19 protein-coding genes, 2 pseudogenes and 1 riboswitch are annotated in these 24124 nt (G+C 33.6%); of the genes and pseudogenes, 15 read left to right on the forward strand and 6 right to left on the reverse strand.

Going from position 1 to position 24124, the window contains the following annotated elements:
- The coding region (locus LQ617_RS16070; protein ID WP_239739802.1) for a YSIRK-type signal peptide-containing protein at positions 1 to 1510 on the reverse strand (1510 nt) is incomplete at its 3' end.
- A 550-nt stretch (positions 1511 to 2060) separates the two neighbouring features.
- On the opposite strand from LQ617_RS16070, the gene LQ617_RS05140 reads away from it, so the two are divergent.
- The 3 genes and pseudogenes from LQ617_RS05140 to LQ617_RS16135 all read left to right on the forward strand — a co-directional run.
- Positions 2061 to 3899, forward strand: a complete 1839-nt coding sequence (locus tag LQ617_RS05140; protein ID WP_239739803.1) for a BglG family transcription antiterminator — start codon at positions 2061 to 2063, stop codon at positions 3897 to 3899.
- 79 nt (positions 3900 to 3978) lie between these two features.
- Positions 3979 to 5434, forward strand: a pseudogene (locus tag LQ617_RS05145) (PTS fructose transporter subunit IIC); the annotation flags it as partial.
- A 65-nt stretch (positions 5435 to 5499) separates the two neighbouring features.
- Positions 5500 to 5934 (forward strand): annotated as a pseudogene (locus LQ617_RS16135) (PTS sugar transporter subunit IIA); the annotation flags it as partial.
- A gap of 52 nt (positions 5935 to 5986) precedes the next feature.
- Here the strand turns inward: LQ617_RS16135 and LQ617_RS05150 are convergent.
- On the reverse strand, positions 5987 to 7135 hold the full coding sequence (locus tag LQ617_RS05150; protein WP_206167273.1) for an NAD(P)-binding domain-containing protein: 1149 nt from the start codon (positions 7133 to 7135) through the stop codon (positions 5987 to 5989).
- A gap of 134 nt (positions 7136 to 7269) precedes the next feature.
- Positions 7270 to 7371, forward strand: a riboswitch (TPP riboswitch).
- A 109-nt stretch (positions 7372 to 7480) separates the two neighbouring features.
- On the opposite strand from LQ617_RS05150, the gene LQ617_RS05155 reads away from it, so the two are divergent.
- Together LQ617_RS05155 and LQ617_RS05160 are read left to right on the forward strand one after the other, a co-directional pair.
- Positions 7481 to 8233: a 3-oxoacyl-ACP reductase gene (locus LQ617_RS05155; RefSeq protein WP_196308036.1), complete on the forward strand. Its 753-nt coding sequence runs from the start codon at positions 7481 to 7483 to the stop codon at positions 8231 to 8233.
- A 30-nt stretch (positions 8234 to 8263) separates the two neighbouring features.
- On the forward strand, positions 8264 to 9571 hold the full coding sequence (locus LQ617_RS05160) for an NtaA/DmoA family FMN-dependent monooxygenase (protein ID WP_239739805.1): 1308 nt from the start codon (positions 8264 to 8266) through the stop codon (positions 9569 to 9571).
- Here the strand turns inward: LQ617_RS05160 and LQ617_RS05165 are convergent.
- Positions 9568 to 10491: an AEC family transporter gene (locus LQ617_RS05165; RefSeq protein WP_239739806.1), complete on the reverse strand. Its 924-nt coding sequence runs from the start codon at positions 10489 to 10491 to the stop codon at positions 9568 to 9570. The two genes, LQ617_RS05160 and LQ617_RS05165, sit on opposite strands and share 4 nt — an antisense overlap.
- A 754-nt stretch (positions 10492 to 11245) precedes the next feature.
- Here LQ617_RS05165 and LQ617_RS05170 point away from each other — a divergent pair.
- Complete coding sequence (locus LQ617_RS05170; RefSeq protein ID WP_239739807.1) at positions 11246 to 12490, forward strand: Glu/Leu/Phe/Val family dehydrogenase; 1245 nt, start codon at positions 11246 to 11248, stop codon at positions 12488 to 12490.
- Between the two features lie 64 nt (positions 12491 to 12554).
- On the opposite strand, the gene LQ617_RS05175 is transcribed toward LQ617_RS05170, so the two are convergent.
- A complete protein-coding gene (locus tag LQ617_RS05175; RefSeq protein WP_204255501.1) occupies positions 12555 to 13466 on the reverse strand; it encodes an osmoprotectant ABC transporter substrate-binding protein in 912 nt (303 codons plus the stop codon).
- A 200-nt stretch (positions 13467 to 13666) separates the two neighbouring features.
- On the opposite strand from LQ617_RS05175, the gene fni reads away from it, so the two are divergent.
- The 5 genes from fni (at position 13667) to LQ617_RS05200 (ending at position 19006) form a co-directional block, all read left to right on the forward strand.
- On the forward strand, positions 13667 to 14713 hold the full coding sequence (gene fni, locus LQ617_RS05180; RefSeq protein ID WP_025907581.1) for a type 2 isopentenyl-diphosphate Delta-isomerase: 1047 nt from the start codon (positions 13667 to 13669) through the stop codon (positions 14711 to 14713).
- Positions 14714 to 14912: 199 nt separating this feature from the next.
- Positions 14913 to 15887, forward strand: a complete 975-nt coding sequence (locus tag LQ617_RS05185) for an SMP-30/gluconolactonase/LRE family protein (protein ID WP_037589209.1) — start codon at positions 14913 to 14915, stop codon at positions 15885 to 15887.
- Between the two features lie 117 nt (positions 15888 to 16004).
- A complete protein-coding gene (gene mvk / locus LQ617_RS05190; protein WP_037589207.1) occupies positions 16005 to 16928 on the forward strand; it encodes a mevalonate kinase in 924 nt (307 codons plus the stop codon).
- Positions 16929 to 16933: 5 nt separating this feature from the next.
- On the forward strand, positions 16934 to 17917 hold the full coding sequence (mvaD, locus tag LQ617_RS05195) for a diphosphomevalonate decarboxylase (RefSeq protein ID WP_239739809.1): 984 nt from the start codon (positions 16934 to 16936) through the stop codon (positions 17915 to 17917).
- A gap of 12 nt (positions 17918 to 17929) precedes the next feature.
- Complete coding sequence (locus LQ617_RS05200) at positions 17930 to 19006, forward strand: phosphomevalonate kinase (protein WP_239739810.1); 1077 nt, start codon at positions 17930 to 17932, stop codon at positions 19004 to 19006.
- Between the two features lie 747 nt (positions 19007 to 19753).
- Here LQ617_RS05200 and LQ617_RS05205 read toward each other — a convergent pair.
- Both LQ617_RS05205 and LQ617_RS05210 read right to left on the reverse strand, forming a co-directional pair.
- Positions 19754 to 20224 (reverse strand): peptide-methionine (S)-S-oxide reductase, encoded by a 471-nt coding sequence (locus LQ617_RS05205; protein WP_239739811.1) that lies wholly within the window; start codon positions 20222 to 20224, stop codon positions 19754 to 19756.
- A 25-nt stretch (positions 20225 to 20249) separates the two neighbouring features.
- The gene (locus tag LQ617_RS05210; RefSeq protein WP_239739812.1) at positions 20250 to 21074 is read right to left on the reverse strand and encodes a class I SAM-dependent methyltransferase; all 825 of its coding nucleotides are present in this window, start codon (positions 21072 to 21074) and stop codon (positions 20250 to 20252) included.
- A gap of 171 nt (positions 21075 to 21245) precedes the next feature.
- Here LQ617_RS05210 and LQ617_RS05215 point away from each other — a divergent pair, with 171 nt between their 5' ends.
- The 4 genes from LQ617_RS05215 to trhO all read left to right on the forward strand — a co-directional run bounded on the left by LQ617_RS05215 (position 21246) and on the right by trhO (position 24029).
- Positions 21246 to 21737 (forward strand): GNAT family N-acetyltransferase, encoded by a 492-nt coding sequence (locus LQ617_RS05215; RefSeq protein ID WP_204253224.1) that lies wholly within the window; start codon positions 21246 to 21248, stop codon positions 21735 to 21737.
- Positions 21738 to 21833: 96 nt separating this feature from the next.
- Complete coding sequence (gene spn, locus LQ617_RS05220) at positions 21834 to 22166, forward strand: SPIN family peroxidase inhibitor (RefSeq protein ID WP_204258699.1); 333 nt, start codon at positions 21834 to 21836, stop codon at positions 22164 to 22166.
- Between the two features lie 199 nt (positions 22167 to 22365).
- On the forward strand, positions 22366 to 22842 hold the full coding sequence (locus LQ617_RS05225; RefSeq protein WP_037589193.1) for a MarR family winged helix-turn-helix transcriptional regulator: 477 nt from the start codon (positions 22366 to 22368) through the stop codon (positions 22840 to 22842).
- 239 nt (positions 22843 to 23081) lie between these two features.
- Positions 23082 to 24029 carry an oxygen-dependent tRNA uridine(34) hydroxylase TrhO gene (gene trhO / locus LQ617_RS05230; protein WP_037589192.1) on the forward strand — a complete coding sequence of 316 codons (948 nt, stop codon included), beginning with the start codon at positions 23082 to 23084 and terminating at the stop codon, positions 24027 to 24029.
- Positions 24030 to 24124 lie beyond the last annotated feature (95 nt).

A 24124-nucleotide genomic window follows, 5' to 3' on the forward strand; every position in this document is an offset into this window, starting at 1 on the left:
GTTCTGGCTGCTCTGGTTGCTCTGGTTGTTCTGGTTGCTCTGGTTGTTCTGGTTGCTCCGGTTGTTCTGGCTCTTCTGGTTGCTCTGGTTGTTCCGGTTGCTCTGGTTGCTCCGGTTGTTCCGGTTGTACTGGCTCTTCTGGCTTCACAGGTTTGTTACCATTACCGTCACCTTTTTGCCAATCATATTTTAAAAGTTTTTTACCAGACCATGTAGTACCTTCTGGTGCAGTTGAATTGTTTGAAAAATAAAATTCATCCATACTTTGTTGTTGTTTAATATTATCCGCAAGTAAAACTGGGACTGCTACTGTATAACCATAACCTTGCTCTACATCCATAGAAACAGTAACTTTCCCTTTAGAGCAAACGACTTTTATGTTGTATTTATCCGCATCTTTAATTGTATTTACGAGCGTATAGTTATTTTTAGCAACACCATAGTGTAAATTTAATCCATACTTTTCAATTGCTTCACAGTTATAATATGCATCTGGATAATTTTCAGAAATGAATTCTACAGTATGTCTGCCTGACTCCTTAAATTGAGGCGTTGAATACATATGTAAAATATCACTTACCCCTTCTTTATATTCTTGAACTGGCGTAAGAGATTCTGTATATCCAGTATATGTACTTACTTTAAGATTTAATGTATTATTTGTTGATACAAAATTATCATTAATCAATAATCCAACTTCTCGAGAAGTGTTGTTTTCCCAAATTGGTGAAGTTGCTTTTGTAACAATATTTAAGTTTGCATTTATGTCAGTATGTGTATCAAAGTAATTATCAGCAGTAAATATTAATTTGTTGTTCTCATAATTAACATTTCCTAATAATTCCCCTTCTTTATCATAAACATCTAACATCTTTGATCCACTATACTTATTCATATAATCTGGTAGCTTTATTTCAAACTTATCTCCAGGCTTTGCATTAGGATTAAATGTCATATTTAAAGCTAGATTAATATTTGTATTGTAATCAATAGTACTTCCATTCTCAGGAGATAACATCTTAACACTAATGTCTTGAATAATTGATTGATTGTCTGTTTCTGCTGAAGTTGCAGTCATTCTATCTGTATTTTCATTACGTTCATTATTTGAATCTGTATTTGCAGTTTCATTTGGTTGAGTGATATTTGATTCCATGTTTTCTTCTGTTGTATTTGAAGTTTGATTGCTGTTTGGCTGTATTTCTTCTGTTGTTGCTTCATTTACACTTTCTGATTCTGTATTTTTATCATCATTTTGCAAGCTTTCTTTATTTTCCGCTTCGTTAGTGTTAGTGTCTGTGTTTTCCGTCATGTTGTTTGCGTTATTTATAGGATTTTCTTCACTCGTTGTACTTTCTTCGGTCATAACATTTTCAGTAGCATGATCATTCTCAGCTGCTTGCGCTTCTTGATTGACCCCTAAAAATATTAGTACCCCTAATAATACTGATCCTGTGCCAATAGAGTACTTTCTAATACTAAACCTTTGTTTATTAATTTTCCTTTCCACCTTAACTTCCCCATCCTTTTATCAAAACGTAAAATATGAAGTTTGCTTTGTAAATGATGTAAATATACACAATAAACTTCAGAAAAATTATACAATACATTTTGTAAAATTTTCAAGTACTTTTTATATAATTTTATAAGAATTCGATATTTTATTTAATATTTACGTTACAGTTGTTTTATTTATAAATAATTGTATGAATAAAAAATGTTAACAATGTAAAAACAAATATTTCCGTATATTAATTTAGTTTTATTCAAAGAATCTTGCTTATACACTATTTATTTTTATCGTATTAATTTAGCTTTATTAATATAGTTCTTATATTATTTTCCTACTATCCTTAACTACAAAATCAACAGTATAAGATTATTTTTTTAGTTTTTTAAAATAGTTATTTTAAGTGGAATTAAAGAACACTCACAACTAATTGGACACTCTAGAATTATCGTTATTTGTCACCCATTCATTAAACGCTTACAATATAATATGAATCTAAATGTGTACTTGAAATGTGGTGGGATTATTGTTAGAAAGACATGTGAAATTAATGAGGCTATTACTTTTAAATCGTGATAGTTATTTAAACGGGACTGAAATAGCTGACTATTTGAATGTTTCAAATAGAACGGTAAGAAGCGATATTAAATATATTAATAGTGAAATTAAAGATGTCATTATCAGTATTAAAGGACGTGGTTATCAATTAAATCACGAGTTATATCAAACTGAAGAGATAGAATCCATTCTGAATCAATATACGGAAAAGAATGGTCAAACGCTTATCAAAATGGCTTATCAATTATTAATGTATAAACAATCTGTTACGCTTGAACAATTATCTGAAGACTATGCTTTAACGAAGAATGAACTCATCGATCATCTAAATCAAATTCAAGCTTGGTGTGAATCATATGACGTTGCAATTAAACTTGTTAAAAGAAAAGGCGTTACGGTAAGTGGCAATGAAATGGATATTCGCAACGCTATTCTTCATTTAAACCAACTCTCTACAAACAATGTTAAGGTAGAGGACTTCATTTTGAATGAAATCCCAAAAGCGCATAGCGAATTAATGATGCATATTATGGAACAACATTTAGAGCGTAACCATATTCAAACTTCAAAAGTACATATTAAACAGTTGCTCGTACACCTGATCATTATTTTCAAAAGAATCCACGATACAACAGAACAATGGGATATTAATCAAGAGGCATTGGCCATTTCCCGGGCAATTATAGAAGACATTAATAGACAGCTTAAATACACTTTAAGTGATGAAACAGCGAAGTTATTTTCATTTTTTATTAGCTATTATTTTGATAAATATGATCTTGGCTTCAAACAAATATTTATTCAAAGTTATATTGAACGTTTAATTTATCAAATGAATGCCAAAGTCGGTATAGATTTTATGCAAGATGCTGTACTTCGTGAAAATGTTTATTCACATTTCAGCAGAACATATTTGCGTATCGTTAAGAACGTTTATATTAACAATCCACTTACAGAGGATATTAAACAGCAATACCCGTTTGTGTTCAACGCATTATATGAAACGGTTCATTTATTGGAAGAAGATGCACAACTTAATTTAAGTGAAGATGAGATAGCCTTTTTAGCGTTGCATTTTCAATCATCAATAGATCGTAATGTACAAGATCAATTTAATGTGGTTATTACTTGTTATTATGGACTTGGTATTTCAAGCTTGTTAGAAGCAAAAATTCAAAAGTTAAACCATAAAATTAATATTACGGATACGATTAAACTTGAAGACGTTTCAACTTACCCATTTTCTAATACGGATATACTCGTTACAACACACGAAATTGATATGACACATATCCCTAGTAACGTACAAGTTGTTCAAGTATCGCCTTTATTTTCAGAAGAAGATGCACATAAATTTCAAACCATTTTAAATCAAAAGCAAAACCCTATTTTAAATAACGACGCATTATTGCCTATCGACTTTCTATCGGTACCAATCGAAACAGACATACATTCTACTGTCGATATATTCCAACATGCGGAACGTTTGCTTAATCAACAACATGCAATATCAAGTGGGTATATTGAAAGTGCATTAGAAAGAGAGAAGTTCTCATCAACTTATATTGGAAATGGCATTGCTATTCCACATGGCGACCCTACTAAAGTCTTTAAGTCACATGTACTAATGTTTAGACTCCAACAAGATATATCATGGAAACAACATAAAGTTCATTTAGTATTCTTCTTATCTATTGCAGACAAAGATAAACAAGTAATGAAGAAAATCATACACAGTATTGCTGCATTAACAGAACAAGATGTTAAACATTTACTAAAATTAGAAGATGAACCATTCAAACAATATATTATTGATTGTTTTAAAGAATAATTGCCACTACTAACGGCAATTATTCTTTTTTATGTTTCAGTGAATGCGTTTACAATTGAATTAAGAAGGAGCTGACGTTATGAAAATTTTAGCAATTACATCTTGTCCAAACGGGATTGCACATACTTATATGGCTCAAGAAAAATTAGAACAAGCCGCAAAAGAAATGGGCATAGATATTAAAGTAGAAACACAAGGTGGTGTCGGTGCAGAAAATGTTCTGACATCAAAAGAAATTAGAGAAGCGGACGGTATTATTATCGCTGCTGACAGACAAGTCGATTTATCAAGATTTGACGGGAAACGATTAATTAACGAAAGTGTTAGAGAAGGTATTCACAACCCTAAATTATTAATTCAACGCATCATCGATCAAGATGCGCATATTCATCATGAAAAAGGTGGCAATAAACAAACAGATGATGACGAAGATCAAAAAAGCGGTCTACAAATGGTCTACCAACATTTAATGAATGGTGTTTCATTCATGGTGCCATTTATCGTAGTCGGTGGTTTATTAATGGCCATTGCTTTAACTTTAGGTGGGCATACAACACCTGAAGGACTTAAAATTCCTGATGATTCATTCTGGAAATCTATTGAAAATATCGGTAGTTTAGCATTTAGCTTTATGGTTCCAATTCTAGCTGGTTACATTGCAGTTAGTATTGCTGATAAACCAGGTTTAGTACCAGGTATGATTGGTGGTGCAATTGCTGCTGATGGTAGCTTTTACGGAAGTGAAGCTGGTGCAGGATTCTTAGGTGGTATTGTTGCTGGTTTCTTAGCAGGTTATATTGCTAAATGGATTAAAAATATTAAAATTCCTAAAGCAATGGCACCGATTATGCCAATTATCATTATTCCTATTATTTCTTCAATTATTGTAGGACTTATTTTCATATTTGTTATCGGCGCACCGATTGCCAGTATTTTTGAAGGCTTAACAACATGGTTAAAAGGTATGCAAGGTACAAATAGTATTATCTTAGCGCTTATTATCGGAGCTATGATTGCATTCGATATGGGTGGTCCAGTAAACAAAGTTGCTTTCTTATTCGGATCAGCTTTAATTGCTGAAGGAAACTATGCCGTTATGGGTATGGTTGCAGTAGCTGTATGTACACCACCTATTGGTTTAGGTCTTGCTACTTTTATCAATAGACGTAAATTTAATAAAGGTGAAATTGAAATGGGTAAAGCATCATTTACAATGGGCTTATTCGGTATTACTGAAGGTGCTATTCCATTCGCCGCACAAGACCCATTACGTATTATTCCCGCAAATATGATTGGTGCAATGGTTGCAGCAGCTATTGCAGCTATAGGTGGCGTTGGCGATAGAGTTGCACATGGTGGTCCGATTGTAGCTGTACTTGGTGGTATCGATAAAATACTATGGTTCTTTATTGCTGTCATCATCGGAAGTAGTGTTACAATGCTTGTCACACTTTTATTAAAGAAAAAAGAAGCAACCGTTGCAACACCTGAAATGGAATCATCTAATAGTGGTATGACAACATCATTTATGGGATTAGATGAAGATGATAACAATCAAAAAGAATCATCAAATGATGAAACTCAGACAGAATCAGAACAAGTCTTTCACGAAAAAGTCATCACAATAGAAGACGCTGAAATGTCTCGAGATGACGCAATCGATAAACTAATTCACAATTTAAAACATCACAACTTTATAGACGATGAAAAAGCGTTAAAAGAAGCTGTATTGAAACGCGAATCAGAATCAACAACAGCAATTGGCATGAATGTAGCCATCCCACACGCTAAATCAAACTTTGTCAAACAGCCTGTCGTAGCTGTTCTAAATAACAAACAAGGTGTTGAATGGGAAAGTTTAGATGAAACACAACCTAAGATCATCTTCTTAATTGCTGTACCAAATGATAGTAGCGACACACACTTGAAGTTATTACAAAGACTGTCACGTACGCTTATGGACGATGATACTAGAGAAAAATTAATCAACGCTGAAAGCACAGAAGCTATTTATAACATTTTGAAAGAAATTTAATTTAAAAATCCTGGAACGAATTTGTTCCAGGATTTTTTTATGTCTGATATACCTAACTGCATTGCTCTATTTCGTGATACTTCTCACCTATCTTGCGTGCCGCTTCTCTTCCACCCATAATATTTCTAGCGAAAGGTCCCAATTCTAAATCAGCTAATCCACCTGATACGAATAAATTCGGCAACCATTCTAAATGTTTACTGATTTCAGGATACCCACATTTATTGAGTGGTGCTTCATACTCATGAATTAAACGATTTAATATCGGTTGAGTTAATAAAGTATTATCAAACCCTGTTGCCAATAATATATGGTCATAATCCATATGTTTCCCATCAACTGTTATGATTTGATGATTGTTAATATAATCTAATTCATTGAGATGTATCGTTAGTCTGCCCTTTTTCACATATTTCTTTAATCTAATGAATAACTCTTGTGGCATCGAACCTTTATGACGTTCTTTTAAGACAATATCCATCTTCTCTTCTGGATCTATTACTTTTGAAAAGCTTGCCATATTTTTAGGTCCTAACCACCCTGGATCAGCATCAAAATCATGAATTTCTAACGGCTTGTTCGTCCATAAATGCACATGCTTTTCATCATCATGATAAATTAATTTTAATGCTAAATGTGCTGCTGATATCCCACTTCCAACAACATGAGAACTTTCATTAAATTGAATATTTGCATCTTCAAAAATATGTTGTACATCTGGTGCATGCTCATACATTTTTGGAATCTTTGGCTTATGGTTACAACCAGATGCGATGATGACATTCTGTGTATAAATCATCTCCCCCGATTCTAATACGACACACCAATTATCTCGATATTTCTTTATATCTACTGCAGTATCTTTAACATGACATTCATGTAATCGGTAATATTCAACTTGTTCTGCTGTATGGTCCATAAACATATCTCTTTTCGGTCTCTTATACTTACCATAAATGCCACCTGCATAATCCATTTTCTTAAAATATTGTTTTAAATGAAAAGGATTAGGGTGAACATGGTGTACGATTGGAGATCTTAAATAAGGCATACTAATATTTTGCGTTCGATGATCAAATTGATGACAGAACACATCGTGCGGGTCAATAATTGTTAAGTCTTTATTTTTTAATCCTTTAACTTTTAATTCTAATGCTATCGTTATCGCGTGGATACCACCACCTACTATCGTCCACTTCATCTTATCACCTTTATTCTTTTTAAATCGTAATCAGTACGTTTTATATCATAACCGATTTTACCTATCGTTTGCAACTGAACATTTATACAAACTTGACATCGATTATTAAAAACTATACATTGATAGTAATTAAATAGATGCACTAGGGGTGTTTTTTTAACTGAGATGAGTATGAACTCGAACCCTTTGAACCTGAACTAGATCGTACTAGCGTAGGAAAGTGTTTGTGAAAAGAATTTATAGGGATGACTATGCCCTTTTTATAAATATCTTTGTTTTTACACAACTTTCTTACGAGAAGGTTGTGTATTTTTTTATTTAAAATTCTATATGGGAGTGTTACATATGACAAAGACAATTTTAGTAACAGGTAGTAGTAGAGGATTAGGCGCAACAATCGCACGTACATTAGCATCTGAAGGACATCAAGTCATCATTAATTATCATAATAGTAAAGCGTTAGCAGAACAGTTAGTTGCTGAAATCGGTGCAGAACAAGCGATTGCTATTCAAGCGGATGTGACAAATCGTTCTGAAGTTGACCAGTTAATTGACGAAGGTACGAAACATTTTGGAAAAATTGATGTCGTTGTCAACAATGCTTTAGTTAACTTTAAATTTGACCCAGTAAAACAAAAAGCATTCGTCGATCTTGCATGGGAAGACTATCAACAACAAATTGATGGCACATTAAAAGCAGCATTTAATATCGTGCAAAGTGTTGCACCACAATTCATTGAAAGAAAACAAGGTGCTGTCATTAGCATCGGTACGAACTTATTCCAAAATCCTGTCGTACCTTATCACGAATATACAACTGCGAAGGCTGGTTTAATTGGTTTCACGCGTAATATCGCTGCTGAATTAGGTCAATACGGCATTACAGCCAATGTTGTTTCAGGTGGCTTACTCAAAACGACCGATGCCAGCTCTGTAACAACACCTGAAGTATTTGACTTAATTGCTCAATCAACACCTCTTAAAAAAGTCACTTCACCACAAGATGTCGCAAATATGGTGAGCTTCCTTGCTTCTGATAAAGCAAGTGGTATAACTGGCCAAAATTATACTGTAGATGGCGGCTTAACAATGAACTAGAATTCCAAAAGAGAGATAAGGAGAATAGAAATGCGTAATTTAAGAAGTGATCAACTCAATATTGGTGTCTTATTATATGGCTGTGGCCATCATCAAGCTGCATGGCTTATGGAAGACTCCTCTATCGAACAGATTGGTGATATCTCTTATTATCAATCATTAGCACAACTATCAGAAAGAGGTTTATTAGATGCCGTATTCTTTGCAGATAATCAATCATTCCCTGCAAAGTCAGATAGCGAATTACCTACATTCTGGTTAGATCCAATTGTGAATTTAACTGCTATATCACAAGTTACACAACATATTGGTCTAGTTTCAACAATATCAAGCTCATTTTCAAATCCTTATACTGCTGCTAGGCAAATTTTAACGCTCGATCATGCGACGAATGGTCGTGTTGGTTGGAACTTAGTAACATCTATGACAGATATAGAAGCTCAAAATCATAGTATGAAAGCTTTACCTCAGCATGATGCTAGATATCATAAAGCTCAAGAATTTGCTGAATTGATGGACAAACTATTTACATCTTGGCATAAAGAAGACTTCGTTCATGACCGTCATAACAATAAAGTGATTAATCATGAGCATGTGCATGCTTTTCATCATTCTGGCGATTATTTCCAAGTAAATGGACCTTTATCGACACCAAGTAGCCCACAAGGGAAACCTGTCGCTATGCAAGCTGGTGCATCCAAACAAGGTATTGCATTAGCCGTCAAACATGCAGATGCAGTTTATTCAGTTTCATGGAATTTGAAACAAGCGAAAGCTTATAGAAATAAATTAAATACGGCCATCAGCGAAAGTGATACACCTGAGAAATATATTAAAGTCTTCCCAGGATTAGTTACTTATGTTGGCGAAACACGAGAAGAAGCACTGCTCAAAAAAGAAAAATTAGATAAAGCTTTACCAATTGAAAATGCCATCAAACAATTAAGTACGTTTGTTAGACAAGATTGTTCGAAATGGGCATTGGATGAGCCTGTCCCAGAACTGCCACCTGTAGAAGCGTTCGATGGTCCAGTAGGTAGATATGAAACAATTTTAGAAATTATAGAAGATACCGACCCTACAGTGAGAGAATTATTAGGTTATCTCAATGCAGGTGGTGGGCATCTCACATTAATAGGAACACCTGAAGAAATAGTAGATGAAATGGAGCTTTGGTTTAAGTCTGGTGTTGCAGATGGCTTTAATTTAATGCCACCTACCTTACCACATAGTCTTGAAGATTTTGTAACATACATCGTTCCAGAATTACAACGACGTGGACTCTATAGAGAAGCTTATTCAAGTCAGACATTTAAAGAACTTTTAAATGTCCATTAAAAAATCAAATAAGATAAATAAATGACAACAACAACTGAAATAGAACTAAACAATGTAGACATGAAGACTAATTCTGCAGCTAAAGCTGGATAATTATCATATTCTTGCGCAATAACTGAACTGTTCACGGATGTTGGCATCGCTGAAGCAATAAATAATGTTTGTGCGATAATGCCATCTAACCCCATGCATTTTATGATGACAAATGCGATGGCTGGTCCAACAACTAATCTTATAAAGATATAAATATAAGAAGATGACCATTTAAAATTAAGTTTAATATTGGCAATTTGTGCACCGAGAAGAATTAAAGCAATCGCAATCATAGCATCAGACAAATAACTGACAGTCGTCCACATGAACTCAGGAATTGGAATATGATTATAATTTAAAATAATAGCAAGAACGAGTGCATATATAATAGGCATCTTAAAGTAATTGAGTAATGCTTTAAGTTTACCTAATTGAACAGATTGAATTGCGAAGACACCATATGTAAACGTGAAGACATTTTGTAGCGTTAATACAATGACTTGTGCAGACATTGCGAGTGGATCACTTTTAAATACAATATCATTTAACGGCGCACCGTAGTTACCAGAATTAAAGAAGAGTACACTGTTTGTTAAAGTCGTCTCTTTACCCTTATCTAAATTTTGCATTTTGGCGATAGCAAAAGCGACGATATATAGAGCAATTATGTATATGACGAAGAATACGATGATTAATAATAATAAATTTACTGCTAACTCAGCTTTGTAAAACTTCGCAAAAATAAATCCAGGCACAAACACATTGATATTTAATTTTGCGAGCGTACGTAAATCAAGTTTCACACGCTTTTGAAGCACATAACCTAACGCTGTCATTAGAAAAATCGGTGCAACAACCGTTAGTAAAATATTGAGCATTTCAGACAAAAAGACACCCCCACGATGTTTAAGATAAGTTTTTGATAGTAATATCATAACATTCTTAGAAAATCGTTGGGGCGTCTTTTTAAAATTGCAAATAATCGTGTGCTGTATGTGAGAGAATGATACAGGATTTGAATCATGTTATGGGTTGGATGTGGGATAGAATTGGGTTTTTGTGGAACTTGTGAGTTTACTAGGGTATTAACTCACATCTGCGGCAATCTTGTGTGTTTACTCCGAGTTTAACTCACATGTTTTGCAATCTTGTGAGTTTACTACCTCTTTAACTCACATCTTCGGCAATCTCGTGTGTTTACTACCTCTCTAACTCACATCTTCGGCAATCTCGTGTGTTTACTACCTCTTTAACTCACATCTCAGCCATTATACTCATTTCATCATTACTCAATTTATAAAATATACACTACGACTTCATGAACCTCTTTACTAAACCTCATCATTTATATAAAAAAGAAGAATCTTGGACAAAAATTCATTTGTCCAAGATTCATTCACACTAGTAAATATAATGGTTTCATTATATTTGTATATGCTCGTAATTGAATTATATCATGTCTTCCAATTACTACCAACTACTTACACTTACTACATTAAAATACAACAAATTTTATCATTATACATATTTGAATTTTTAGTAAATTCAGTTTATTTTATTGAAAACCATTTTCATTTGTATTATGATTTTATTTAATATGTTTTTTTAGAAATTATTTTAATCAACAAAGGAGCGTCAATCATGAGTGAAAATAGCAATCTTGTAACTTCTACACAAAATATAATTGAACAAGCTTTATATAAATTAGGGTACGATGAAGGTCTTTTTGAATTGATTAAAGAACCTGCTAGATTTTTAAGAGTTCGTATTCCAGTTAAAATGGACGATGGATCTGTAAAAACTTTTACAGGATATCGTTCTCAACATAATAGTTCAGTGGGACCTACTAAAGGTGGCGTCCGCTTCCACCCTGATGTAGATGAAAATGAAGTAAAAGCATTATCTATGTGGATGACTTTAAAATGTGGTCTCGTAAACTTACCTTATGGTGGTGGTAAAGGAGCCATTCAATGTGACCCTCATAGCATGAGTCAAAATGAATTAGAAAGATTGTCACGTGGATATGTTAGAGCAATTGCTCAAATCGTTGGACCTACTAAAGATATCCCTGCACCCGATGTATATACGGATGCTCAAATCATGTCTTGGATGATGGATGAATATAGTATTATGCATAAAGTTAACGCGCCAAATTTCATTACTGGTAAACCCATTTCATTAGGCGGTTCACTAGGTCGCGAACAAGCAACAGCTTTAGGTGCTGTAATTACGATTGAAGAAGCGGCTAAGCGTAAGCATATTAATATCGCAGGTTCAAAAGTTGTTATACAAGGATTTGGTAATGCTGGTAGCTTTATCGCTAAAATCCTTCATGATAAAGGTGCAAAAATTGTATGTATCTCAGAAAGTCGTGGTGCTTTATATGATCCAGAAGGTTTAGATATTGATCATTTATTAGAGCTTCGTAAAGAACACGGTAGAATCACACCTCTATTTGATAACATTATTCCGAACGATGATATATTTGGAATTGATTGTGACATTTTAGTACCAGCAGCTTTAGCAAACCAAATCACCGCACAAAATGCAGGAGATATTAAAGCAAGTATAGTAGCAGAAGCGGCTAACGGTCCTACAACACAAGAAGCAACACGTATACTGACAGAAAATGATGTCCTTTTAATTCCGGATGTACTAGCCAGTGCTGGGGGTGTAACTGTTTCATATTTTGAATGGGTACAGAACAATCAAGGACTTTATTGGTCTGAAGAAGAAGTGAATCAGTTATTAAAAACTAAGATTGTCGAAGCTTTTGACAAAGTATATGACATTTCACAAAAGAGAAAACTAGACATGAGATTATCAGCTTACGTTGTAGGTGTTAGACGTACAGCAGAAGCAACACGATTCAGAGGATGGGCTTAATAATTAGAATATTAAAGAAAAAAGCAGGAACCTCACTTGTGGTTCCTGCTTTTTACTATATTAACTATTCAAAATAGTGATGTGCTTTAAGGAATTTTTCTGCGATTATGGCGGGCTCTTCTTTTTTACCGTCTGCTTGATAATTCAATTCTTGCATTTTTTCAGTGGATACTTTCCCAACTAATTTTTCTATAGATTTTTTAGCTTTTGGATTATGTTTCAAATATTCATTTGTTGCTAATGGGCTGGCGTCATATGGTGGGAAGAAGTGACGATCATCTTCTAGTGTCACTAAATCATAAGCAGCTATTCTACCGTCTGTTGTATAACCAAGTGCTGCATCGATGCTTTTATTCTTCAATGCATCATATACAAGTCCGATTTGCATTGTTCTAATATCTTTAAATTCAAATCCGTATGCTTTTGAAAAAGCTGGATAGCCGTCCCCTTTTCTCTTAATCCATGTAGGGTCACTTGCTACTCTTAGTTCGTCTTTATGCTTTGCTAAATCTGAAACTTTTTTTAAATTGTACTTTTCAGCCGTTTCTTTAGTGACTGTAAATGCGAAGGTATTTTCAAATCCATATGAGTCAAAAAATGTTTGATCAAATTTCTTTTGAAAACCTGTTTTAACAGCTTTCTCAGCTTTTTTAGTATTTGTAATGGGTTCAGAGTTTAAAGCACCTACTAAATCAGTACCTGTATATCTTGTCGCGGATATTTGCGCATTATCATTTAATATCGCGTTATGTTCAATTACCGCAGAACCAAGATTATTTACAATTATCGGTTTTACTTGTCCTTTTGTATCATGCTCGATTTGTAAGCGAATCATATGCGCCATGATTTGAGACTCGCTTGTAGCAAGCGCCGTAATTTTCACTGTATCAGACGATGCGCCACCTAAGCCTGGTAAAGTACAACCGCTTAATAATAATGTACAAATTAAAATTAAAGTAAGTTTTTTAAATTTGATAACGATTCTCCTCCATTTTATGTATATTTGTATAGTATTATATTAGCATAAATTGATTGCCTTATTTTTCTACCATTTGGAAAAAGATTTTGAAGCGGATTGTATAACAATGTTTAGTTTATATTCAATTATACAACTGGTATAATGTGTATTAAGATAAAATATATCATTAAACATATAGACGCACGGAGGATAAATGAATGGACGACTCATTAAGAAGCAAAAGGAAGAATGAACATATTCAGCTGGCATTAGATACGTATTCACCAGTTAGTACTGATTTTGATAAAGTACAGCTTATACATCAATCCATTCCTTCTATTAATAAAAATCAAATTGATTTATCAGTAAAGTTTCCGCATTTCACTTTTAAATACCCTATTTATATCAATGCGATGACGGGTGGAAGTGAAAGAGCAGCAACTATTAACAAAGAGTTAGCTCAAATCGCTAAAGCTTGTAACATACCTATGGCAGTAGGTTCTACACATTCAGCCCTAAAAGACCCTAACGCTGAATCAAGTTTCACAGTAGTACGTGACGAAAATCCTGAAGGTCTAATATTCAGTAATGTCGGAGCAGATATTGAATATGCAAAAGCTAAGAAATCTATAGAACTACTAAATGCTGACGCCCTACAAATTCACGTCAATGCACCTCAAGAACTGATAATGCCTGAAGGTGATACTGAATTTGAAAATTGGCTAACAAACATTCAAGAAATTCAAGATAATATTGATATACCCGTAATCATTAAAGAAGTTGGTTTCGGTATGAGTGCTGAAACGATTCAAAAAGTTAAAGATATTGGTATTCAATATGTAGATGTTAGTGGTAGAGGCGGTACGAATTTTGCGGACATTGAAAATCAAAGAAGACCATTAAAAGATATGGCATTCTTAAATCAATGGGGACAAAGTACTGTTCAAAGCTTATTAGAAGCACAATTATTAAATGCAGATATTCACATATTAGCAAGTGGTGGCGTTAAAAACCCACTCGATGCCATTAAGTCTCTTGTACTAGGTGCAGAAGCTGTTGGCTTATCTGGATATGTTCTCAAATATTTAGATGCTTATGGCGTAGAAGATACAATTGAACATATGAAACAATTTATCGAACAAATGCATGTCATTGCTAATTTATTGAATGCATCAAACGTATCTGATTTAAAATCAGTCAGCTATGTATTGTCTCCAGAATTACAGACATATGTAGAACAACGCGCGAAATCAATTAAAGCTTAATCAGAAAAACAGCTTTTCCACTTCTCGAAAAGCTGTTTTTTATATGTTTATAATATCTTTTACATCATTCATATTTTCCGCAATTTAATATTCATTTTCATTGTAAGTTAAAAGTGATAATATTAAAGATATATATTAAACACATCTTTAAAGTACATGTGTACTTTTCTATATTGTACAACTTAAAGGAGAGATTATTATGGCTGATCAACATATACCATCTTTATATTATACGGAAGCTTCAAAAAGTGCTGTCCCACTACTTGCGCATGAACAACACTTGCAAACTGTAACAGCTGAACCTTGGCTCAAAATTTCTGATGAAGGTCTTCAATTAGAAGGTTTATGCTTTGATAGAAATCATAATCTATTCTTATGCGAAGTATTTGGCGGGACTATTTTCCGCGTTGATTTACCTGAGAAAAAAGTTAATACAGTATTTAAATCTGAGAAAACTAACCCGGCTTCTGTTAAAATACATAAAGACGGACGATTATATATGTCTTATTTAGGTGACTTCAAAAGTTCTGGTGGTATTTTTGCGACTGATGCAGACGGCAAAAATCCACAAAGTATCGTTTCAGATATCGATACAGAATATTGCGTTGATGATTTAGTATTTGATAGTAAAGGTGGATTCTACTTTACTGATTTTAGAGGATACTCTACAAATCCACTTGGTGGCGTATATTATGTTTCACCTGATCATCAAACAATTACACCGATTATTCAAAATATCGCAGTAGCAAATGGGATTGCATTAAGTACAGATGAACGTGTACTATGGGTAACTGAAACAAATGCGAATAGATTACATCGTATTTCACTAGAAGAAGACGGTGTGACAATTGAACCATTTGGTGCATCTATTCCATATCATTTTACAGGTCATGAAGGCCCGGACTCTTGTTGTATTGATAGTGATGATAACCTTTATGTTGCTATGTATGGTCAAGGTAGAGTACTTGTCTTTAACAAAAGTGGTTACCCTATTGGGCAAATATTAATGCCAGGTCGCGATCAAGGGCATATGTTAAGATCGACACATCCTGCATTTATACCAGGTACAAATCAATTAATCATTTGTGCCAATGATATAGAACGTGGTGGCGATTCTTGGTTATTTACAGCGAAAGGCTTTGCAAAAGGTCATAATAGCTATCAATTTCATTAAAAATTGTAATAATTACACATTAATTAGTTAAAGTTTTTGAATATATGGTGACAGAGCTTTATAATAATAAAGTGTTTAACAAAAATAAAATAAGAAATACTAAAGGTGATTGAAAATATGGCACAAATAGGATACGGGGAAGCAAATGGGAAAGTTATTTTAATAGGAGAACATGCTGTTACTTTTGGACAACCAGCAATAGCGATTCCATTTACAACAGGTAAAGTGAAAGTAACGATCCAGTCTCTTAACGCTGGTGATACTTCATATATTAATAGTGATGTATATGAAGGCACGTTACAAACAGCTCCTGAACATATTAAATCTGTTATTTCAAGATTTATCGATAAACATCATATCGAAGAGCCTATAAATGTTAAATTCGAAACAAATCTTCCCCCTTCAAGAGGATTAGGTTCCAGTGCTGCTATGGCTATCGCCTTTGTAAGAGCAAGTTATGATTATATAGGAGAGCCTCTTTCTGATGAATTATTAATAGAAGAAGCGAATTGGGCAGAACAAATCGCGCATGGTAAACCGAGTGGCATCGATACACAAACGATTGTCTCTAATAAACCAGTATGGTTCCAACAAGGAAAAGTAACAACTTTGAAACCACTATCCATAAACGGCTATATGGTCGTGATAGATACAGGTGTTCAAGGTTCTACTAAACAAGCAGTCGAAGATGTCCACCAATTATGTGATCATAACGAACAATATATGCAATATATAGAGCATATTGGTACGCTCGTATATGATGCTAATGAAGCAATCGAACATCATGATTTCACAAAATTAGCACACGTATTTGAACGTGCACAAGAAAATTTACGCAAGTTAACAGTTAGTCATGACAATATTGAAGCATTACTTGAAATAAGTAAATTACAAGGTGCAACTGCTGGTAAACTTACAGGCGGCGGCCGTGGTGGTAGCATGATTGTACTCGCTCAAAATCTCGACATTGCTGAAAAAATTGCAACAAGTGCTGAAAAATTCGGTGCTCATCATACTTGGATTGAAAATTTAGGAGGTTAACGAGATTGAATATGAGTGGTAAAGCCCGCGCGCACACAAATATTGCTTTAATTAAATATTGGGGAAAAGCCGATGAATCACTGATCATCCCCATGAATAATAGCTTATCCGTTACGCTTGATAAATTTTATACAGAAACAAAAGTAACATTTAGTCCTGAATATACGAAAGATACACTCGTTCTAAATGGTGAAGAAGTAAACGAAGAACAATCGAAGAAAATTTATCAGTTTATGAACCTTGTAAGAGAACGTAGTCAAACTTCACACTATGCTTATATTGAAAGTGTCAATTATGTTCCTACTGCAGCAGGTCTTGCTTCATCAGCAAGCGCATTTGCAGCCCTCGCTGCAGCTTGTAACGAAGCGCTTAACTTGAATATGTCTGATAAAGATTTATCAAGATTAGCTAGAAGAGGTTCAGGCTCAGCTTCTAGAAGTATTTTTGGTGGATTTGCTGAATGGGAAAAAGGTCATGACGATGAAACATCGTATGCACACGCAATTGATGCACAAGATTGGGAAGAAGATTTATCAATGGTATTTGTTGTCATCAATAACCAATCTAAAAAAGTATCTAGTCGTTCAGGTATGTCCCATACGAGAGACACATCTCGTTTTTACCAATATTGGTTAGATCATGTTGATGAAGATATTGCATCAGTTAAAGAAGCCATACGTAATAAAGACTTCAAACATTTAGGTGAAGTCATCGAAGAAAATGGCTTACGCATGCACGCTACTAATTTAGGTGCACAGCCACCTTTCACATACTTAGTACCAGAAAGTTATGAAGTTATGGATATTGTACATCAATGTAGAAAAGCTGGATATCCGTGCTATTTTACAATGGATGCAGGTCCAAATGTTAAAATATTAGTCGAAAAGAAAAACCAGCAATTTATAATAGACGCTTTACTTAAATCTTTTAATAAAGAACAAGTTATTGCGAGTGATATTACAAACACAGGAATTGAAATTATTGAGTAAGGAAGAGATATAATGATTCAAGTCAAAGCGCCAGGAAAGCTGTATATTGCTGGAGAATATGCAGTAACAGAGCCTGGATATAAATCTGTCTTAATTGCAGTTGATCGATTTGTGACAGCAACAATTGAAGATACGAATTCATCATCAGGATTTATCCATTCTAAGACTTTACATCATGAGCCGATTACATTTACAAGAGAACAAGACAAAATCATCATTTCTGATAATGATGCTGCAGATCAGCTTAAATATATTACACAAGCTATAGAAGTCTTTGAACAATTTGCTAAAAGTTCCAATGTAACATTAAGACATTATAACTTAACAATTGATAGTAACCTTGATGATGCATCTGGTCATAAGTATGGTTTAGGTTCTAGTGCAGCAGTATTAGTATCTGTTATCAAAGCTCTAAACGAATTCTATAACTTACAATTATCAAATTTATTTATTTATAAATTAGCTGTTATCGCTAATATGAAATTACAAAGTTTAAGTTCTTGCGGTGATATCGCAGTAAGTGTTTATACAGGTTGGTTAGTCTATAGTACTTTTGATCACGTTTGGGTCAAACAACAAATAGAAGAAACATCTGTAATGGACGTCCTTTATAAAAACTGGCCAGGCTTACACATCGAACCACTTCAAGCACCAGAGCATATGGAAGTATTAATCGGTTGGACAGGTTCACCCGCTTCTTCACATCATTTAGTAAGTGAAGTTAAACGCTTAAAAGCAGATCCAACAATATATACACAATTTTTAGATCAATCACAGAAATATGTCGAACAACTTATTAAAGCATTTAAGACAAACAATATACAAGGTGTTCAAGATACAATTAGAAAGAATCGTACTGTCATTCAATATTTAGATTCATTCGCTACAATTGATATCGAAACACGACATCTTAAAAAATTATGCGATATCGGAGAATCATACGGTGGCGCAAGTAAAACATCAGGAGCTGGCGGTGGCGACTGCGGTATCACAATTGTAGAAAACGATAGAAATAAACAAAAAATATACAATGAGTGGTCAAGCAATGGTATTAAGCCACTGAACTTTAGTATTTATCACGGACAATAAAATGAGAAAAGCTAGGACTTTGAACAAGTCCTAGCTTTTTTGTGGAATAATATATGGGGAACCGTGGGGAATGTTGCTAGTTAGGGCCGTCTTGCAATATTCGGGGCTTCTATGTTGCTAGTCATGCCCGTCTTGCAATATTCGGGCCTTTTATGTTGCTAGTCAGTCGTGTCTTGCAATATTCGCAGCTCCTATGTTGCTAGTCGTGCCCGTCTTGCAATATTCGGGCCTTCTATGTTGCTAGTCATGCTCGTCTTGCAATATTCACGGCTTCTATGTTGCTAGTCATGTCCGTCTTGCAATATTCGCGGCTCCTATGTTGCTAGTCATGGGCGTCTTGCAATATTCACGGCGGCTATGTTGCTAGTTAGGGCCGTCTTGCAATATGCGGCGGCCCTATTTATCTAGTTTGAGCAGTCTTGATAAATACAACGCCCCTATTTATCTAGTTTGATCAGTCTTGATAAATACAATGCTCATATTTATCTTGTTTGGTCTGTCTTGATAAATACAATGCTCATATTTATCTTGTTTGGTCTGTCTTGATAAATACAACGTCTCTATTTATCTTGTTTCGCCAGTCTTGATAAATACAACGCCCCTATTTATCTTGTTTGGTCAATCTTGATAAATACAACGCCTCTATTTATCTTGTTTCGCCAGTCTTGATAAATACAACGCCCCTATTTATCTTGTTTCACCTGTCTTGATAAATACAACTTCTCTGCCCCCATCTCTCATACCTCTTTATTTATATTTATTCATCATTTCTTGGGAAATGTGGCAATAATCGTCTGGGCATTTTGATAAACGGTCTTGGTGTTCTTCTGCGCTTCGTACATAATTCTCTAATGCTTTAACCTCAACTGCAATTCGGTCTGCATCGCTTCTATTTGCTATAAATTTACGTGCAGTTTCTAAATGATGATCTTCTTCACTATAGACTCCTGTTCGATATTTCAACCCAACGTCTTCACCTTGTTTGTTCACACTATATGGGTCTATAATTTCAAACAAGTATGCCATCAAATCTTCTACACTAACGATTGCAGGATCAAATACAGTCTTTACACATTCTGCATAACCATCGTAATCACCTTCAAGTGTACGGCTACTTCCATTCACTCTACCCGCTTCTGTCTTAACTACACCGGGTAACGTCTTTACAAAAGCTTGTACGCCCCATAAACAACCGCCTGCTAAATATATCGTTTCCATAGCCAACTCCCACTACACTTTTATATTAAGTGTTTTTGATTATTACAATTCTATTATTAAATCGATTTTTAAGATAGACTATATACTTAAACCATTTCAAATAGCGCCATCTATGTGAATATCTATCAAAGTAATTATACTCTTTAACCACTTTCCAACTTCCTGGCAAAATATCTTTTAACTCTGCGACATTATTATAACCAAACTTAAATAATGGTTTACTAGAAAGTTTAGAGACAGATGGATGATTATTTGTATGTTTAGTCATAAACTTTGAACAAAATTCAGAAGCAATTACTAAATGATGCTTATCAAATGACTGAGCAATCTCTTTATACAAAGCTTCAACTTCTACTTTCTCAAAATACATTAACACACCTTCAAATATTATTAAAATATCACTATCTTCTTTAAAATGTACATTACGTTTAACATCATCAATCCAAGTATAATCAAACATAGACTTATTAATCATTTTATAAAAATATGTTTCATTAAAAAATCGTCTTCTAAGATTTATACTTTCAGGTACATCAATATCAATCCATGGTATCTTGTTCAATTTCAAGCGACTGAGACGCGTATCTAGCCCGCATCCAATATTGATAATAAATGGATGATTAGAATCTTTAATAAAATTAATCACAATTTCATCTAAAATTTCTGTCCTAATACTAATACCAAGCTGCGTTAGCCAATCCACATATGTATCAAGCACAGGATTGTCTATTTCTTTTATTATTTTAACAGATAAAGGATCATTAATAATTGGCATATCACTTAAAGTCTCTTTTGCCTTAACAGCAATCGGTATTAGCATAGATTCTGGTATCCCTTTCAACTCCGACATATCTTATCCCCCACTAGAATTTTAAATTTATTATTACACATTGTAAAAAAATGTCAATTTAAACTTTGTTTTCTTTTGAAAAAGGTTATTTAAATTATGATAAAATACAAACAATAATTTAACAGACATAAAAGAGTTATTTTAATTTAGAAATCAAATTGGAGGTTTACTATGAAATTAATTGCATATAACGACAATTATTATAATAAAGTGCAGTCATATCAAATGGATCATTCACAACTTCAGTTTACAAAAACACCGAAAGAAAATATTGAACTGGCAGCACAAAATAAAAATAGACATTGCATATTGGGATTATCAGAAGATGACAAACTGGCTGTATTCTTCGTCTTGCATGAACATAGCGAATTTACAAAGTACTTTTCAACACCAGATGAATCCACAATTTTTGTAAGATCATTATCAACAGATAAACGCTATTTAAGACAAGGCTATGCAAAACAAAGCTTGCAACAACTCAATCATTACTTATTAGAACATATGCCACATATAAAACACATTGCACTCTTAGTAGATATTCCAAATCAAATTGCATATGAGCTATATATTAAATTAGGCTTTGTAGATACCGGCGTAGAAATAAATAACGATGGTGACTTAACAAAATTAATGGAGAAGGATTTATTCTCCCCTAATTCTTAACTCATTCTTAACTATCATTAAATAACTTTTAACTGCCTATTTTTTTGAAATTTATATATTATAATCAACTTATCAAATGATTGGAGATGGTTATATATGAAATTCAAAAAATTAATTCCTGTTACTTTATCTGCTGTTATTCTAGGTTTTGGTGCGGTTAGTGTTACTGATTCTCATCATGCTGATGCTAAAACACATTCTCAAAATGGATTAACGCTTCATGATGATACGCGCTTACCTTTCCATACTGATCAAGATTTAGCTGTTCTACTTAATAAAAATACTGACGCTTTAACTAAACAGCAACTTATTGATTATTTTAAATTATTAGGCTTTAAAAATGTAGGACAAGTTATTAAAACGGCAGAAAAACAAAATATCGATGTTTCAGCTTTTCATAAGTACAGAAATCATAAAGGCTGGAAATAATAATATCAGAAGTTGAATTTGGGAATGATTAAATTCCCTTTCAACTTCTTTTTGTTTTTGAATAACATTAATACTTAAAAACAATTAATTGTACATAACAACTAAACATTACCATACAATTTGAGAAATTTTACTTTTTTATTTAATCAAAGTTTGATAAAATCTTAATGCATAAATTAATTTAATGGAGGAATACAATATGGAAAATATAGAGAGACAAGAGTTATTACAAGATTTTAAAACTAAGCTTTTACGATTAAATACTAATTTTAAATTTCTATGTGGACATGTTGCTAATAACAATGGTTACTCATTAAATTACCTGAACTTATTGTATTTTATTAGTGAAAATGAAGGTATGACATTAGCTGGACTTGCTGAGTCTCAAGACATGGATAAAGGGAATTTAAGTCGTTTGTTAAATGGTCAAATTAAAGAAGGCTTCGTAGAAAAGAAAATGGACAAGGAAGACAATAGAAAGATTCATGTATTTATAACAGAAGTTGGTCGTGAAAAAATTAAAGAATTAAACAACATATGTATTAGCAATTTAGATCACTTACTAAAAATAATACCTGATGATGAATTTACAAGTTTCATTTCAACTTTAGATAAATTAGACAACCATTTCGGTAATTACGCGAAAGAAATTAAAGAAGGCGAATTACAAATTTAACTTTCTCAAAAAATAACAGTCAACATAACTCCATTTCCACCTCGAACTCACATTAAATGATAGATAAAAACGATTTCATATTATTTTACAAAATCAAACAATTGAAAAATGCAACTTTTTTGATACAATATAATGAGGATAAAAATGTGCATTCATATCAAAATTGTTCCATATCAACTAGATACATTCAAATTGACATATCATATAAATAAAAAAAGAGAATTAGAGGAGATAAGAAAATGGATTATAGAGTACTATTGTTTTATAAATATACAACAATTACTGACCCCGAAACTTTTGCAGCAGAGCATTTAGAATTTTGTAAAGACCTTGAACTTAAAGGACGTATTTTAGTAGCAACTGAAGGTATTAACGGTACACTTTCAGGTACGAAAGCTGACACAGATAAATACATGGAACAAATGAAAGCAGACGAAAGATTTGAAGGCATTACATTCAAAATCGACGAAGCAGAAGGACATACTTTCAAAAAAATGCACGTGCGTCCAAGACCAGAAATCGTAGCATTAGACTTAGAAGAAGATGTAGATCCTAGAGAATTAACTGGTAACTACTTATCACCAAAAGAATTTAGAGAAGCTTTATTAGAAGAAGATACAATCGTCATTGATGCAAGAAATGATTACGAATATGACTTAGGACACTTCCGCGGTGCAATTCGTCCAGATATTACAAGATTCAGAGATTTACCAGACTGGATTAAAGAGAATAAAGAACAATTTATGGATAAGAAAATTGTCACTTATTGCACAGGTGGTATCCGTTGCGAAAAATTCTCAGGCTTCTTATTAAAAGAAGGTTTCGAAGATGTTAGCCAATTAGAAGGCGGAATCGCAACTTACGGTAAAGATCCAGAAACTAAAGGTGAATTCTGGGACGGTAAAATGTACGTATTCGATGAAAGAATTAGCGTAGACGTAAACCAAGTTGAAAAAACAGTAGTCGGTAAAGAATGGTTCGACGGCACACCATGTGAAAGATACATTAACTGTAGTAACCCAGAATGTAACCGTCAATTCTTAGTTACAGAAGAGAACGAACACAAATATCTTGGTGCATGCTCACACGAATGTGCATCACACGAAAGAAACCGTTACGTAAAAGCACACAACATTAGCGAAGAAGAAAAAGCAAACCGCTTAGAAAACTTTAAAGCATTAGTATAATTAAACATCACTAAATAAACCCCCTTACTAGTCACGTAGTAAGGGGGTTTGGTGATGCCTATGGAAATTATGTTATGCATTTATTATATGCATCA

Source organism: Mammaliicoccus sp. P-M59 (assembly GCF_022386135.1).
In the GTDB taxonomy this organism is placed as follows: domain Bacteria; phylum Bacillota; class Bacilli; order Staphylococcales; family Staphylococcaceae; genus Mammaliicoccus; species Mammaliicoccus sciuri_A.

Bases quoted from the DNA above. Each gene is read 5' to 3' on its own strand.
- spn (WP_204258699.1), top strand. From the start codon at position 21,834: ATGAAATTCAAAAAATTAATTCCTGTTACTTTATCTGCTGTTATTCTA.
- mvk (WP_037589207.1), top strand. From the start codon at position 16,005: ATGGCACAAATAGGATACGGGGAAGCAAATGGGAAAGTTATTTTAATA.
- LQ617_RS05205 (WP_239739811.1), bottom strand. From the start codon at position 20,224: ATGGAAACGATATATTTAGCAGGCGGTTGTTTATGGGGCGTACAAGCT.
- LQ617_RS05200 (WP_239739810.1), top strand. From the start codon at position 17,930: ATGATTCAAGTCAAAGCGCCAGGAAAGCTGTATATTGCTGGAGAATAT.
- LQ617_RS05170 (WP_239739807.1), top strand. From the start codon at position 11,246: ATGAGTGAAAATAGCAATCTTGTAACTTCTACACAAAATATAATTGAA.
- fni (WP_025907581.1), top strand. From the start codon at position 13,667: ATGGACGACTCATTAAGAAGCAAAAGGAAGAATGAACATATTCAGCTG.
- LQ617_RS05150 (WP_206167273.1), bottom strand. From the start codon at position 7,135: ATGAAGTGGACGATAGTAGGTGGTGGTATCCACGCGATAACGATAGCA.
- LQ617_RS05160 (WP_239739805.1), top strand. From the start codon at position 8,264: ATGCGTAATTTAAGAAGTGATCAACTCAATATTGGTGTCTTATTATAT.
- LQ617_RS05210 (WP_239739812.1), bottom strand. From the start codon at position 21,074: ATGTCGGAGTTGAAAGGGATACCAGAATCTATGCTAATACCGATTGCT.
- LQ617_RS05225 (WP_037589193.1), top strand. From the start codon at position 22,366: ATGGAAAATATAGAGAGACAAGAGTTATTACAAGATTTTAAAACTAAG.
- LQ617_RS05185 (WP_037589209.1), top strand. From the start codon at position 14,913: ATGGCTGATCAACATATACCATCTTTATATTATACGGAAGCTTCAAAA.
- LQ617_RS05215 (WP_204253224.1), top strand. From the start codon at position 21,246: ATGAAATTAATTGCATATAACGACAATTATTATAATAAAGTGCAGTCA.
- LQ617_RS05155 (WP_196308036.1), top strand. From the start codon at position 7,481: ATGACAAAGACAATTTTAGTAACAGGTAGTAGTAGAGGATTAGGCGCA.
- trhO (WP_037589192.1), top strand. From the start codon at position 23,082: ATGGATTATAGAGTACTATTGTTTTATAAATATACAACAATTACTGAC.
- LQ617_RS05140 (WP_239739803.1), top strand. From the start codon at position 2,061: ATGAGGCTATTACTTTTAAATCGTGATAGTTATTTAAACGGGACTGAA.